The sequence below is a fragment of the Paraburkholderia lebeckiae genome (assembly GCF_050436325.1).
GTDB classification, from domain to species: Bacteria; Pseudomonadota; Gammaproteobacteria; order Burkholderiales; family Burkholderiaceae; genus Paraburkholderia; species Paraburkholderia tuberum.
Window position 1 is genome coordinate 1,507,836 of record NZ_JBNDLZ010000002.1, and the last position, 13,901, is coordinate 1,521,736.

The window sequence follows — 13,901 nt, forward strand, 5'->3', positions numbered from 1 at the left end:
TCCTGTTCCTGGACTAGCTGCCTCTGCGCGCATGGATCACCGTCGCGTCGTCGGCGTCGGCTTCGTGCATTGCTTCCACGAGCGCGGCCCGGTGCTCGAGGACGGCGCGCTGATTGATCGAGCCTTTGTCGGTGATCTCGCCGAGGTCGAGCGACGGCGGCACGCTCAGCAGGTGCATGCGAGCAATGAACGAGGCACTGCCCGTCGCACTCCGATTCAGCCGCGCGAGGAGTTCGCTGAAGAAATCGCGCACGGCGGCCGTGTTGAGCACGTCCTCGGCGCTCGCATCCGCGGGCGAACCCGCCAACGAGCGACACGCGTCGAGGCGCGGAAAAATCATCGCGCCCACTTCGTCGCGATTCATCCCCGTAATGACGGCATCCTGAACGTAGGGCGCCCCTTCGCTGATGATGCGCGCGCGCATCGGCCCGACGCTGACGAACGTTCCCGACGCAAGCTTGAAGTCCTCCGCGATGCGGCCATCGAACATCAGGCCCAGTTCGGGACGTTGCGGGTCGACGAAACGCACGGCGTCTCCTGTGCGGTAGTAGCCTTCATCGTCGAACACGCTGCTCTGAAGCGCCGGCGATGCTCGCCAGTAACCGCCCATCACGTGAGGGCCGCGAAAGCGCGCTTCGAATTTGCCATCGACGGGCGCGACCTTGGCCTGGCATCCGGGCGGCGGCAAGCCGATATAGCCGGCGCACGATACCGGTCCCGTCGTGAACAGACACGACGGCGCGGTCTCGGTCATGCCGAGACCGGCCATGATGCGGATGCGTTCTCCGCAATGTTCGAGCGTTACGCGCTCGAGACGCTCCCACGCCGCCTGCGACAGACCGGCGCCCGCGAAGAAATACATCTTCACGCGCGAGAAAAACCGCTCGCGCAGCGCCGCATCCTTTTCCAGCGCGATAGTCAGTTCTTCCCAACCCTTCGGCACGTTGAAGTAGATGGTCGGCGCGACCTCACGCAGATTGCGCAGCGTCTCGTCGAATTTGCCGGCCACGGGTTTGCCGTCGTCGATATAGAGCGTGCCGCCGTTGTACAGCACGATGCCGACGTTGTGGCTGCCGCCGAATGTGTGATTCCACGGCAGCCAGTCGACGAGGACCGGCGGCTCGATGCCGAACTGCGGAAAGGTTTCGAGCAGCATCTGCTGGTTCGCGCCCAGCATGCGATGCGTCGTCGGCACGGCTTTCGGCAGGTTCGTCGAGCCGGACGTGAACAGGAACTTCGCGATCGTGTCGCCGTTCACGCGCGCGTTGGCAGCGTCGACGTCGCGCGGGGCCGTGTCGAGCAATGCGTCGAAGCGCGTCACTCTCGACGCGTTTGGCGCGGGCACCGCGCTGACACGTTCGACGTCGCTTCCCAGCGCGGCATCGAGCGCCGCTGTGTATGCGCCGATATCGTCCGCGTAGACCAGACCCGGTTTGAGCAGTTCGAGGACATGGCGCAGCTTTCCGTAATCGCCCGACATCAACGAATAGGCCGGCGAAACGGGTGCATAAGCGATACCCGCCCACATCGCGCCGAGCGCGAGCTGCATATGTTCGACGCTGTTGCCCGACAGGATCACCAACGGGCGTTCCGCGCTGAGATCGCGATCGAGCAGCGCCTGCCCGATCGCACGTGCGCGCTCGAGCATCTGCGCATACGTGATGCCCTGCCACGCGCCTGCGGCATCGCGTCGTGCGACGAGCAGCCGGTCGGGATGCGCGCGTGCGCCGCTCAGCAGGCGGTCCGTAAAGCGCTCCGGAAACGGACCCAGAGGTTCAAGTGTCTCGAGGTACCAGCAGTCGCCGCGTTTCTCGATCCGCGCTGAAGGCGCTCCGATGGCGACGCTCCGGTATCCGGTCGCCAGAGAGCTTGCGTGGCTGTGCTCCGATTCCAAAACCTGTCTCCTAGTTGTGCCATTCCATGCAAGGATGGGGTGGCCGCAATCGTTGCGGCCGGGAGCCGACGCCTAGATCGGATAATGACGCGGACTCGTCTGCACCGTGATCCAGCGCAACTCGGTGAACTCGGGAATCGACGCCTTGCTGCCGAAGCGCCCATAACCACTGGCCTTCACGCCGCCGAACGGCATCTGTGCCTCGTCGTGCACGGTCGGGCCGTTGATGTGGCAGATGCCCGACTCGATGCGTTTCGCGACGTTCATCGCGCGCGCGATATCGCGGCTGAACACGGCGGCCGATAAGCCGTACTCGCTATCGTTGGCGACCGTCAGCGCCTCTTCGTCGCCGTCCACGCGCTGCACCGTCACCACAGGGCCGAACGATTCATCGGCATAAAGCTTCATCTCGCGCGTCACGTTCTCGACGATCACCGGCTGCATGATCGCGCCTTTCACCTCGCAACCGAGCGGCAACTTCGCACCCTTTTCGCGGGCGTCTTCGACCAGCGCGCGAATGCGCCGCGCGGCGGCTTCGCTCTCGAGCGTGCCGAGGATCGAGCCCGGCTGTGTCGGATTGCCTGCCTTCAGCGTGCGTGCTTTCGCGACGAGCTTCTCGACGAACGCATCGGCAACCTTGCGATCGACGATCACGCGTTCCGTCGACATGCAGATCTGCCCTTGATTGAAGAACGCGCCGAACGCGATGCCCTCGACGGCAGCGTCGAGGTCCGCGTCGTCGAGCACTAGAACCGGCGCCTTGCCGCCCAGTTCGAGCAGCGCGGGTTTCAGATTGCGCGCGGACAGCTCGGCGACGATGCGGCCGACACGCGTCGAACCGGTGAAATTCACACGCCTCACGGCAGGATTGGCGACCAGACGCTCGACGATCGCGGGCGCGTCTTCCGGCGCATGCGTGAGCACGTTGACGACGCCTTCGCCGAGACCCGCGTCGTTCAGCGCTTCGCCGATCAGCGCATGCACGCCGGGACAACCTTCCGATGCCTTCAGCACGACCGTGTTGCCGCACGCGAGCGGCATGGCGAGCGCGCGCGTCGCGAGGATCACGGGCGCGTTCCACGGCGCCATGCCAAGCACGACGCCGCACGGCTGGCGCACCGCCATTGCGAGGCTGCCCGGCACGTCGGACGGAATCACCGCGCCGTCGATCTGCGTCGTCATCGCCGCGGCTTCGCGCAGCATGTTGGCCGCGAGCATGACGTTAAAGCCGTACCAGTTCGCCATCGCACCCGTTTCAGCCGCGCCGATCTCGATGAACTCGGCCGTGCGCGCGTCCATGCGGTCGGCGGCGGCGAGCAGGCGTTTGCGGCGCTCGGTAGGCGTGAGCGCCGCCCATGCCGGGAACGCGCGCGCTGCGGCGGCGACGGCCGCATCGGCATCCTCGACGGTGGCCGCCGCGGCGCGGGTGGCCACCGCGCCCGACGCGGGATTGATGCGCTCGAAGGTCTTGCCGTTCGACGCGGCACGTTTCACGCCGCCAATCAGAAGGTTCGTTTGATGCATGTGTTCGTCTCCTCAGTCGTCCTGCTGAAGTGCGCCGCTTAGCGCTTGTAGGTCTGCAAGCCCGGCTTGATGCTCTTGTCGTCGAGGAACTGCTTGAGGCCCTGTTCGCGGCCGCCTTCCGGATCGCGATAGTTCGCCTGGTCGAGCTTTGCGTACAGGTAGTCTTCGTTCTGCTCCCACGTGAGTTCCCGCGAACGCTTGAAGCCATGCTTCGCGTTGCGCAGCACGACCGGGTTCTTGTTCAGCAGCTTCGCCGCGAGAGCGATCGTTTCGTCGCGCAGTTGCGCGAGCGGCACGCTTTTGTTCACCAGACCCATCTTCGCGGCTTGCGGACCCGTGAAGGTGTCGCCCGTCATGATGTAGTACAGCGCTTCACGATGACCGACGGTATCGGCCATCGCCTTGCTCACGAGGTTACCCGGCGGAATCCCCCAGTTGATTTCGGACAGGCCGAACACGGCTTCGTCCGCGGCGATCGCGAGATCGCAGGCGACGAGCGGAGAGAAGCCACCGCCGAAGCACCAGCCGTTGACCATGGCGATCGTCGGCTTCGAGTACATGCGCAGCAATTGCCATTGCCAGCGGCTCGCGTCGCGGCGAATCCGCTCCTGCAGCACGTCCGGCCCCGCATCCACTTCGCGGAAATATTCCTTCAGGTCCATGCCGGCCGACCATGCACTGCCTTCGCCGGTCAACACGAGAACCTGGGCTTCGGCGTCGAGTTCGAGCGTCTCGAGAACGTCGATCATTTCCTTGTTCAGCGTCGGGCTCATCGCGTTGCGCTTATCCGGACGATTGAACGTGACCCAGGCGATTCCGCCTTCGACCGCGACCTTGACCGTTTTCCAGCGTCCTTCGTAACTCATCTGCTTCTCCGTATCAATGCCGCCCTCGCGGCCTGAACTCAATTTAATATCAGGTGACCTGATAAGTAAAGTACAATATCGAAGTCTTGGTACAAACCCCTAACCGCCTATGCCGACGATCACGAGAAAGCCGTCAGGGTCTGAATCGACACCGCGCGCCACGGCGCGGCGCAACCTGCGCGATCGAAGGCACGCTGCCGCTCCGGTGCGTCTGAGCTACCTGGCCGGGCAGCTCGACAAGATTCTCACGCGGCAGCTTTCCGAAGCGCTTGCCTCGCATGGTCTGACGTTGCCGCAATACACCGCGCTGTCGGTGCTGCGGGCGCGCGCACGTTCGTCGAACGCACAGCTCGCGCAGCGCTCGTTGATCACGCCGCAAGCGGCCAGCGCGGTCGTCAAATCGATGGAAGCGAATGGATGGGTGACGCGCGTGGCCGGTCCGCTCAACCGTCGCGTCGGGCTGCTGTCGCTGACGAAGGCCGGCGAAACATTGCTGTCTCAGTGCGACCGTGCCGCTGACAGGGTCGAGCAATCGATGCTCGGCGAAATCGATGAACACGGTTCACAGATGCTGAAGAACCTGCTGTTGACGTGCGTGCGCAATCTTCGCGCAGCCTGACGCATCAGCTTTAATTACACATAGGAGACCCCATTGAACATCGATCAACTGAAGGCCATCGACACCCACGTGCATGCCGAGGTGTCGTGCTGCCAACCACCGGACCTGTTTGCAAAAGAATTCGACGAAGCCGCCGACAAATACTTCGGCACCGTGCTCAAACAGGGGCGTCGCCCGACCATTCCCGAAACGATCGAGCACTATCGGGAGCGCAATATCGGCTTCGTGATGTTTACCGTCGACTGCGAAGCGAACATCGGTCGCCGTCGCATTTCGAACGAAGAGGTCGCGGAGTTCGCGCAGAAAAACTCCGACATCATGATCGCGTTCGCCAGCATCGATCCGCACAAAGGCAAGTTCGGCGCGCGCGAAGCGCGGCGGCTCATCGAGGAGCACGGCGTGCGCGGTTTCAAATTTCACCCCACGATGCAGGGTTTTTTCGCCAACGACCGCATGGCATACCCGCTCTACGAAGTGATTGCCGAGTACCGGCTGCCGGCGGTTTTTCACAGTGGACACTCGGGCATGGGCTCGGGCATGCGCGGCGGCGGCGGTTTGCGCCTCAAGTATTCGGAGCCGATCTACCTCGACGATGTCGCCGCCGACTTCCCCGACATGAAGATCGTGATCGCGCATCCCTCCTGGCCATGGCAGGAGCAGGCGCTGTCGATCGCGCTGCACAAGCCGAACGTGTATATCGATCTGTCGGGCTGGTCGCCGAAGTACTTTTCGCCCGAGCTGGTCAAGTATGCGAACACGCTGTTGCGCAACAAGGTGCTGTTCGCGTCCGACTTCCCACTGATCCGCCCGGACCGCTGGCTCGAAGACTTCGATACGCTCGACATCAAGCCCGAAGTAAAGCCGCTCGTTCTGAAGGAGAACGCCGTCAGGTTGCTTGATCTGCGGGCCGAGGCCACGACGAATCGCGAATGACGCATGAAAAATGGCCCGGCGCGAAAACGCCGGGCCAGTTGGGTCCATCAGCGAAGAGTTAGCGTTTCGCGGCGTTGGAGCGAATGACGAGCAATGCCGTAATCGCCGCGATGATCGTCACCGGCACGCTCGCGCCGATGACGAGCGCCGAGCTCTTTCCCATCGCAAGCAATTGCCCGGCGGCTACGGGGCCGACAATCGAGCCGACGCGTCCCACCGCGACCGCGGCGCCGACTCCCGTACCACGCACGCTGGTCGGATAGCTGGCGGCGGACAGCGAATACAGCATCGACTGCGCACCGACGACGCCCATTCCGGCAAACAGCACGGCAACGGACAGCGTCTCGATGCTGGCGACTTGCGAAAGCGCGATCAATGCACCGACGATGCACGCGTAGATCGCCGTGACTGACAGGCCTTGTCTGAACCGGTCCATCAGCAGACCGATGCCCAGTACGCCGATCACACTGCCGACGTTGAAAAAGATCTGGGCAATCCCGGCCTGCGAACGGCTCATGCCGCGCCCCACGGTCAACGAAGGCAGCCAGTTCAGCAGGAAGTAAAGAACGATCAGCGTGCAGAAGAAGCTGATCCAGATACCGATCGTCGCGGCGGCGCGCCCCTCGCCGAACAGGACTTCACGCGTCGAAAGGAGCGGCTTGTCCGCCGTCGTGAATTCGTGCGATTCGGTGGCGAATTCGCGCGACTCGGGCAGCAATGCCATCAGCAGCGGAATGATGATCAGCGGTCCGGCTCCGCCCACGTAGAAGATATGACGCCACGCGGTAGGACCGGCGCTCAGTACGGCGATCAATGCGGCAAGCGCACCGCCGAGCGGCATACCGCAATACATGACGCTAACCGCCGTGTTGCGGTGACGCGCATCGACCGCCTCGGACGACAACGCGATCAGGTTCGGCATCGCGCCGCCGAGCCCGATGCCCGTCAGCACGCGAGCAATCAGCAGACTTTCGAAACTCCAGACTTGCGCGGTCGCGATCGAGAAGATGCCGAAAATCGCCATCGAGATCATCAGAACGCGCTTGCGGCCGATCCGGTCGGCGAGTCTGCCGCCGATCATCGCGCCCGGCAAAAGCCCCAACATGCCGGCGCTGAAAGCGAGCCCCAACTGGCTGACCGACAAGCCGAACTCGTGCGCCATTCGAGGCGCCGCAACGCCAGTGGACTGCAGGTCGATACCCTCCAGCACCGCGACGAGAAAGCACAATGCCAACGTTAGTGCAGAACTGGAGCCCACCGCACTCGACCGATTAGCAACACTTGACATGACGTCTCCTTCACGTTTGATTGAATTGCCAGAGGTGAACCACGCTTCGTTCTTCGACGAAGCGGCCATGGGAAGGAGAAGATTTCTGGCAATGATCTTGCGTCACTTATCAGAATCCTTCCCACAGCGCCCCTGGAATTGACGATGAGTCTAGTCTCAGGTGTCCTGATATTGAAAGTAGAATATGATATGCCTGGTAGAAACACCTAAGACAACCTGATAATGATCAAGACAATGGAGAAGCGGCGAACGCCCCTTGCCAAACACGCCGGTTCAACGAAAACCGGTGCGCCACCTGCCCGCGTTTCCTATGTGGTCGGCCAACTCGACCGTCTGCTCAAACGCAGTTTGATCGATGTACTGGGTGAATTCGGGTTGACCTTGCCTCAGTTCACCGCGCTCTCCGTGATCAGCGCCAGCGGCGCGATGACCAACGCGAAACTCGCCGAACGCTCGTTCATCACGCCGCAGTCGGCCAACGAAGTTGTCAAGACGATGGAAGCCAACGGTTGGGTCGGACGCGTGGGGCATCCTACCCACGGTCGACTGATTCATCTGTTTCTGACCGACGAAGGGCGTCGGGTACTGCGGGAATGCGATTCGGCGATCGACGCGCTCGAAGCGTCCATGCTGGACGGAGTAACGGAAATCCCGGTCGATACGCTGCGCAAGGTGCTGCAGCGATGTGTGTCGAATCTGCGCGGTTGAATGGACGTTCCCAATGACAAAAGAGTCGCACTCGAATGGAGCGCGACTCTTTTTCTTTTGCCTGATGGAAGCAGGAAAAACTCAGTGACCGCCCGCGCCGCAACCACCGTGAAAACCGCGATGCCGAGGCTGTTCGGCCAGATCATGGCGACACCGATCGCTCCACCTACCGCGATCGTCTGCCGCATTCGGGCTGAGTTCCGTTCAGCTCAGTGAAATCCCTGGTCGGCATTTAGCCGCGTATTACCTGGCCCACTGCGTCGATCGCTATATTGCTTCTCAACGGCCGCCGCCTTCACACCGCGATCGCGCGTCCGCCTCGCCATTTCCCACCCCATTCGAGAGGAGACGAAGCATGTCAAAGCGAATTCTTATCATCGCCGGCGATTTCGTCGAAGATTATGAGCTGATGGTGCCGTTTCAGGCACTGGCGGCAGTCGGGCATTCGGTGGACGTCGTCGCGCCCGACAAGCGCGCGGGCGACGCGATTCGCACCGCAATCCACGACTTCGAAGGCGATCAGACCTACACCGAAAAGCGTGGCCATAACTTCACGCTGAACGCCGATTTCGCGTCGGTGAACCCCGCGCAATATGACGCGCTGCTCGTGCCCGGCGGCCGCGCCCCCGAATATCTGCGGCTCAACGACGAGGTGATCGGCTGGGTTCGCCAATTCGCCGAAGCGAAGAAGCCGATTGCCGCGGTCTGCCACGGCGCGCAACTGCTGGCTGCGGCGGGTGTGATCGAAGGCCGGCGCATCTCGGCGTATCCGGCCTGCGCGCCCGAAGTGAAGCTCGCGGGCGCGGAGTACGTGGCGCTCGACTGGCCTGACGCGATCACCGACGAGAATTTCGTCACCGCGCCCGCATGGACCTCGCACGCGAACTGGCTCGCGCAGTTCCTTGCGCTGCTGGGCACGCGCATCGCGCATTGAAGGAGCGCGCCTCGACCGAGGCGCGGCATCGCGGGCGACCAACCGTGTTACGCTCGATCACGACGGCATGAGCGCCCGCGCCGCGCGCTTCGCGTCGTGCGACGTCATCATTCGCGAGAAAGGCTGAACGTATGTGCAACGTCTATGTCAACGCTGATCCGATCCTCTACGAGTCGCGTACGCGCGCGCTGCGCATTCATGGCGTCGTGACCACGGTGAGGCTCGAAAATCTCTTCTGGGACGTGCTTCGGGAAATCGCCAACCGCGAGAACGTGACGACGACCCAGTTCGTGGTGAAGCTTCACGACGAACTGGTCGCCTTGCGCGGCGAAGAGCCGTTGAATTTCGCGTCTTTTTTGCGCGTGTGCTGTTTGCGCTATCTATCGACGAGCGCCGCCCGCAACGAGGCCGCTGGCGACGTGCCGCTCAACGCCCCATTTCAACCCAGAGTCGTGAAGACGGCTGTTTGACGGATTCGGTCGCCTTGCGGTCGCCACGGCTGGCTAACGCGGTGCGCTCCGGTCACGCGACGTACTGTCTCGACGCGTCAGTCAACCGACGCATCGCAGGCGCAATCAAGAGTAGCCGCCGTGGCCGGCCGTTCCAATACAGCAAGCCGTTGCAGTGCCACGAGGCCCAGTAGCGCGAGTCCAAGTCCCAGCGTGAAGTCGGCGTGAACGCCCGCACGGTCGACAATGGTGCCCCCCACTGCCGAGCCCACCGCAATCGCCACCTGGATGATGCTGACGAACATGGCCGACCCCGCTTCGGGCAGGTCTGTCGTGCCGCGCTGAATCCACACGCTGAAGCAAAGCGGAAGCGCTCCGAACGCGATTCCCCACAGCAGCATCCCCGCGGTCTCGCCGAACGGCGAATGTTCGAGCAGCAACATCGACGACATCGCGCCCAATAGCAGCAGAACCATCGCGGCGACGGATTTCTTTAGATGGTCCGAAATCACCATCGATGTCAACGCATTGGAGAAGAAGCCGATCAGACCGAATCCGAACAGCAACAGCGTGATGGCGCTCAACGAGAAGTCGTGTTCGAGCAGCGGCGCAATATACGTGTAGGTCGAGAAATGCGCGCCGAAGACGAGCGCGACCATCACCATGCTCAACCTCGTATGAGGCCGGCCAAGCAGGGTTTTGAAATCGGCGATCCGCAACGCCGATGCCGACGGCAACGAAGGCACGAGGAACGCCTGCGCCACCAAGGCGAGCGACACGAGGCCCGCGGTGGCGGCGAACGCCATGCGCCACGATGCAAACGACGCGATAAACGTCCCGAGCGGCACGCCGATCACGGTTGCGCAGGTCACGCCGGTCAGAATGGTCGCGGTCGCTTTGGCGGCATCCTTTGCTTGCACGAGTCGAGGAGCCGCCGCCGTCGCCAGAGTCCAGAAGCCACCCAGCGCGCCGCCAAGCAGAGCCCGTCCTACGAGCATGATCGCGAGGTTCGGTGCGATCGCGCACACGACGTTCGCGATCAACAGTACCGCAGTGAGGAGCAGGAAAACGTACCGGCGGTCCATGCGGCCCGCGCTGACTATCAGCGTCGGCGCCAATATCGCGGCCGTCACGCCGGGCGTGGTGATCATGAGCCCCGCGACACCGGTCGACACGCCGAGGTCGTGTGCGATTTGTGGCAACAGCCCGACAGGCAAAAACTCGGCAGTGACGAAGGCGAATGCGCTTACCGCTACAGCGATGACGGAGAGCCATTGACCCGCGGAGGTTGAATGTCCTTCCAACGATGCCGGGATTGCAGGTGTATCGATTTGCATGACGACCTTGATGCCAGATTGAAGTCTCGTACTTTAGGCTGGGTCTCATGTCAGAAAAAGAGTCGTCCGATGAAAAGACTAGAAGGTGTGGCTGAACAATGCCTCTGCGGCGATATCTCGCTATGAGTCAGCTAGTCCCGCGAAACGACCGCGTACGGCTCTTCCAGTCCCCTGATTATCAGCGCGCCCTCAATGCGTTAGAAAAATCATATTTCGGGAAGGAGAGTCGCCCCAATATGCCGATTGCATCCGTAGCCGCCTCGTTGGGCGCGGAATTGGGTGGCTCGTCACGGATCTACTCTGAACAGGAAGCGTGAGCGTCTTGTCGGGCCGCCGCCTTTCGCTAAGCGGATAAAACACAGATTAATGAACGCGTCACACGCCAATTAATAAAGACCGCTCTATCTCCCGCCAGGATATTGCAAATTTCAGGCGTTCCCGTCCGAAATCGTCTTGTCTTGCAATCTGCGCTCAGTAACATATGCTCTTTTTCAGAGCGCTTTCCGGGTCCTTTTTCCGGGACCACGGTGCAAAGGGTTGTGCATGGGTGCGAGGCGGCCCGGCAAACGCAAACAGCGCCATCGGAGCGCGCCTGACGTTTCTCCATTCATCCCGGTCGACGTGCGCGACCTTGTTTGACTTCCCGAGTTTTTGTCTCCGACGCTTTTGTAACGTGCGCCGCTCACAAGTGGGTGAGCGGCGTGAGCGGCAATAGTGCCGACCGCACGTATGAATGTCGCGCTCACGCGGCTCGAGTCGAGCCACCTCAGGCGAGCGTCAATGTACAAGGAGTCCTGGCGATGAAAGCTCCTCAGCGTCCTCTGCGCATCGGGTTGATGGCGCCACTGTCGGGCATACTGGTTCCTCTCGAGAGCGTGCCCGATCCGGTCTTCGCCCAGAAGATGGTCGGCGATGGCGTGTCGATCGATCCGACCTCGGATGAACTGCTGTCACCGCTAGCCGGCAAGGTCACGCAACTCCATAGCTCTGCCCACGCCACGACGATCACCGGCGACAACGGTCTGCAAGTGCTGCTGCACATCGGGCTCGACACCGTGTTGCTGCGCGGCGAGGGCTTCATGCCGTTGGTCAAGGAAGGCGACGCCGTCGCGGTGGGCACGCCGCTGATCCGCTTCGACCCGATCGCGGTCGGCGCAAGAGCAACCAGCCTGCTCACGCAAATGGTGATCGCCAATGGCGATCTCGTCACGCGCTACGTTCCCGCGAAAGGGCTCGTCGTCGCCGGCACCGACGTCGCGCTGTACGTCGAGCTGGTCGGCAGCATGGAGGACAAGGACACGGCGAGCGCCACCGGCGCGATCCTCTCCGACGAGATCACGCTGCCGAATCCAGCGGGCCTGCATGCACGGCCCGCCGCGGTCGTCGCGGTCGAGGCGAAGAAATTCAAGTCCGAGATCCGGCTGCTGCGCGGCGACGCCAGCGCAAATGCCAAGTCCGTCGTCGCGATCATGGGGCTCGCAACGAAGTTCGGCGACAAGCTGCGCGTCGAGGCCCGCGGTCCCGACGCGGCGGAGGCGGCCAGCACCGTCGCGCGTCTGCTTGCCGACGGATCGGGCGAAAAGCCCGGCGATGCGCCCGCACCCGCGGCGGCTGCGCCAACCGCACCGGCTGCGCCGGTGCCAGCACCGACTGAAGCGGCTCCCGCCGACACCAACGAATTCATCGGCGTATCCGCTTCGCCAGGGCTTTCGGTCGGCAGGATCGTGCAGTTCCGTCAGCAGGTCATCGAGGTGAACGAAGCGGGCGAGTCGCCGCAACGCGAACGGGCGCAACTCGAAGCGGCCCAGCATCAGGCGCGTCAGCAGATCGAGGCGCTCAAGGCGACGCTCACCGATCCGTCGAAAGCGCAGATTCTCGACGCGCATCTCGAACTGCTGGACGATCCTGACCTCAACGACGCCGCGATCAGCAGCATCAGCGCGGGAAAGGGCGCGGGGTTCGCGTGGCGCGATGCGTTCCAGAAGCAGGCAAGCACGCTCGAAAGGCTCGACAATCCGCTGCTGCGCGAACGCGCCGGCGATATCCGCGACGTCGGCCGCCGTGTACTCGCGCTGCTCGCCGGCGTGAAGCAGGCGCAGATCGACGTGCCGGACGAAACGATCCTGATTGCCGAGGAATTGTCGCCGTCCGACACCACGTCGCTCGATCGCAGCAAGGTGCTGGGCTTTTGCACGACGAGCGGCGGCGCGACGAGCCACGTCGCGATCCTCGCGCGCTCGCTCGGCATTCCGGCGATCTGCGGTATCGACGCGCGCGCGCTGCAACTCGCCGACGGCACGCCCGTCGTGCTCGACGGTTCGCGCGGCAGCTTGCGGCGCAACCCGAGCGCCGAGGAACTCGAGAAGGCGCGCGAACGCATCAGCCGCCAGGCCGCCAAACGCGAAGACGAAAAGCTCGCGGCAACCAAACTCGCAATGACGGCCGACGGCCACCGCGTCGAGGTCGTCGCGAACATCCGCAATGCGCAGGAAGCACGCGATGCGGTCGCGGCCGGCGCCGAAGGCGTGGGCCTGTTGCGCTCCGAGTTCCTGTTCGACGCGCGAGACACCGCGCCAACCGAAGACGAACAGGCCGCCGAATATTGCGCCGTCGCCGAAGCGCTTGGCCGCGAGCGGCCGCTCGTGGTCCGCACGCTCGACGTCGGCGGCGACAAACCGTTGTCGTATCTGCCGCTGCCGAAGGAAGACAACCCGTTTCTCGGCCTGCGCGGTGTGCGCGTGAGCCTGGAGCGTCCCGACATCTTCCGCACGCAACTGCGCGCGATCCTGCGCGCGGCGCCGCTTGGGCATCTGCACGTGATGTTCCCGATGATCGCCGCGATCGAGGAGGTGCGGGCAGCGCGCAAGATCCTGCTCGAAGAAGCCGGCGATCGCGCGGCGAGCGTAAAAGTCGGCGTCATGATCGAAGTCCCCGCGGCCGCGCTGATCGCCGAGCCACTCGCACGCGAAGTCGACTTCTTCTCGATCGGCACGAACGATCTCACGCAATACACGCTCGCGATGGACCGCGGCCATCCGCAACTCGCGAAGCAGGCCGACGCGCTGCACCCGGCGGTGTTGCGTCTGATCGGCATGACGGTCGACGGTGCGCACAAGCATGGCAAATGGGTCGGCATTTGCGGCGGCATCGCGTCGGATGCGATGGCGGTGCCGGTGCTCGTCGGCCTTGGCATCGACGAGCTGTCGGTGAGCATTCCGGCGGTCGGTTCGATCAAGGCTCAGCTTGCACGCGTGACGATCGAAGAAGCCAGGAAGCTCGCCGCCGAGGTGCTGTGTCTGGGCACCGCCGCGGAAGTCCGCGCGCATCTGTCGCGCTTTGCCGAGTGAGC

The 13,901-nt window shown here is 63.2% G+C and carries 12 protein-coding genes; 7 read left to right on the forward strand and 5 right to left on the reverse strand.

Features of this window, described 5'->3' with window-relative positions:
• Positions 1 to 13: 13 nt before the first annotated feature.
• The 3 genes from OKW44_RS10145 to OKW44_RS10155 all read right to left on the reverse strand — a co-directional run bounded on the left by OKW44_RS10145 (position 14) and on the right by OKW44_RS10155 (position 4,284).
• Positions 14 to 1,894, reverse strand: coding sequence for a feruloyl-CoA synthase (locus OKW44_RS10145; RefSeq protein ID WP_018424515.1), 1,881 nt, complete (start codon positions 1,892 to 1,894; stop codon positions 14 to 16).
• A 72-nt stretch (positions 1,895 to 1,966) separates the two neighbouring features.
• Positions 1,967 to 3,418 carry an aldehyde dehydrogenase gene (locus tag OKW44_RS10150; protein ID WP_018424514.1) on the reverse strand — a complete coding sequence of 484 codons (1,452 nt, stop codon included), beginning with the start codon at positions 3,416 to 3,418 and terminating at the stop codon, positions 1,967 to 1,969.
• Positions 3,419 to 3,456: 38 nt separating this feature from the next.
• Entirely contained in the window at positions 3,457 to 4,284 is an 828-nt protein-coding gene (locus OKW44_RS10155; protein WP_018424513.1) for a p-hydroxycinnamoyl CoA hydratase/lyase, read from the reverse strand.
• A 205-nt stretch (positions 4,285 to 4,489) separates the two neighbouring features.
• On the opposite strand from OKW44_RS10155, the gene OKW44_RS10160 reads away from it, so the two are divergent.
• Together OKW44_RS10160 and OKW44_RS10165 are read left to right on the forward strand one after the other, a co-directional pair.
• Positions 4,490 to 4,903, forward strand: coding sequence for a MarR family winged helix-turn-helix transcriptional regulator (locus OKW44_RS10160; protein WP_239499253.1), 414 nt, complete (start codon positions 4,490 to 4,492; stop codon positions 4,901 to 4,903).
• Between the two features lie 33 nt (positions 4,904 to 4,936).
• Positions 4,937 to 5,836 carry a 4-hydroxyphenyl-beta-ketoacyl-CoA hydrolase gene (locus OKW44_RS10165; RefSeq protein ID WP_018424511.1) on the forward strand — a complete coding sequence of 300 codons (900 nt, stop codon included), beginning with the start codon at positions 4,937 to 4,939 and terminating at the stop codon, positions 5,834 to 5,836.
• Positions 5,837 to 5,894: 58 nt separating this feature from the next.
• On the opposite strand, the gene mhpT is transcribed toward OKW44_RS10165, so the two are convergent.
• On the reverse strand, positions 5,895 to 7,124 hold the full coding sequence (mhpT, locus tag OKW44_RS10170) for a 3-(3-hydroxy-phenyl)propionate transporter MhpT (RefSeq protein ID WP_035471805.1): 1,230 nt from the start codon (positions 7,122 to 7,124) through the stop codon (positions 5,895 to 5,897).
• Between the two features lie 234 nt (positions 7,125 to 7,358).
• On the opposite strand from mhpT, the gene OKW44_RS10175 reads away from it, so the two are divergent.
• The 4 genes from OKW44_RS10175 (at position 7,359) to OKW44_RS10190 (ending at position 9,236) form a co-directional block, all read left to right on the forward strand.
• Positions 7,359 to 7,832, forward strand: coding sequence for a MarR family winged helix-turn-helix transcriptional regulator (locus OKW44_RS10175; RefSeq protein ID WP_239499252.1), 474 nt, complete (start codon positions 7,359 to 7,361; stop codon positions 7,830 to 7,832).
• On the forward strand, positions 7,833 to 8,048 hold the full coding sequence (locus OKW44_RS10180; RefSeq protein ID WP_162634098.1) for a hypothetical protein: 216 nt from the start codon (positions 7,833 to 7,835) through the stop codon (positions 8,046 to 8,048). It begins immediately after the preceding gene.
• A gap of 139 nt (positions 8,049 to 8,187) precedes the next feature.
• Positions 8,188 to 8,766, forward strand: coding sequence for a DJ-1/PfpI family protein (locus OKW44_RS10185; RefSeq protein WP_018424508.1), 579 nt, complete (start codon positions 8,188 to 8,190; stop codon positions 8,764 to 8,766).
• A 131-nt stretch (positions 8,767 to 8,897) separates the two neighbouring features.
• The gene (locus OKW44_RS10190) at positions 8,898 to 9,236 is read left to right on the forward strand and encodes a ribbon-helix-helix domain-containing protein (RefSeq protein ID WP_018424506.1); all 339 of its coding nucleotides are present in this window, start codon (positions 8,898 to 8,900) and stop codon (positions 9,234 to 9,236) included.
• 77 nt (positions 9,237 to 9,313) lie between these two features.
• Here the strand turns inward: OKW44_RS10190 and OKW44_RS10195 are convergent, their stop codons facing one another.
• Positions 9,314 to 10,552 (reverse strand): MFS transporter, encoded by a 1,239-nt coding sequence (locus tag OKW44_RS10195; protein WP_018424505.1) that lies wholly within the window; start codon positions 10,550 to 10,552, stop codon positions 9,314 to 9,316.
• An 800-nt stretch (positions 10,553 to 11,352) separates the two neighbouring features.
• Here OKW44_RS10195 and ptsP point away from each other — a divergent pair.
• Positions 11,353 to 13,899: a phosphoenolpyruvate--protein phosphotransferase gene (gene ptsP / locus OKW44_RS10200; protein WP_018424504.1), complete on the forward strand. Its 2,547-nt coding sequence runs from the start codon at positions 11,353 to 11,355 to the stop codon at positions 13,897 to 13,899.
• Positions 13,900 to 13,901 lie beyond the last annotated feature (2 nt).

Coding starts and splice junctions, on each gene's coding strand:
- OKW44_RS10155 (WP_018424513.1), bottom strand. CDS start 4,284: ATGAGTTACGAAGGACGCTGGAAAACGGTCAAGGTCGCGGTCGAAGGC.
- ptsP (WP_018424504.1), top strand. CDS start 11,353: ATGAAAGCTCCTCAGCGTCCTCTGCGCATCGGGTTGATGGCGCCACTG.
- OKW44_RS10190 (WP_018424506.1), top strand. CDS start 8,898: ATGTGCAACGTCTATGTCAACGCTGATCCGATCCTCTACGAGTCGCGT.
- OKW44_RS10150 (WP_018424514.1), bottom strand. CDS start 3,418: ATGCATCAAACGAACCTTCTGATTGGCGGCGTGAAACGTGCCGCGTCG.
- mhpT (WP_035471805.1), bottom strand. CDS start 7,124: ATGTCAAGTGTTGCTAATCGGTCGAGTGCGGTGGGCTCCAGTTCTGCA.
- OKW44_RS10185 (WP_018424508.1), top strand. CDS start 8,188: ATGTCAAAGCGAATTCTTATCATCGCCGGCGATTTCGTCGAAGATTAT.
- OKW44_RS10180 (WP_162634098.1), top strand. CDS start 7,833: ATGGACGTTCCCAATGACAAAAGAGTCGCACTCGAATGGAGCGCGACT.
- OKW44_RS10195 (WP_018424505.1), bottom strand. CDS start 10,552: ATGCAAATCGATACACCTGCAATCCCGGCATCGTTGGAAGGACATTCA.
- OKW44_RS10175 (WP_239499252.1), top strand. CDS start 7,359: ATGGAGAAGCGGCGAACGCCCCTTGCCAAACACGCCGGTTCAACGAAA.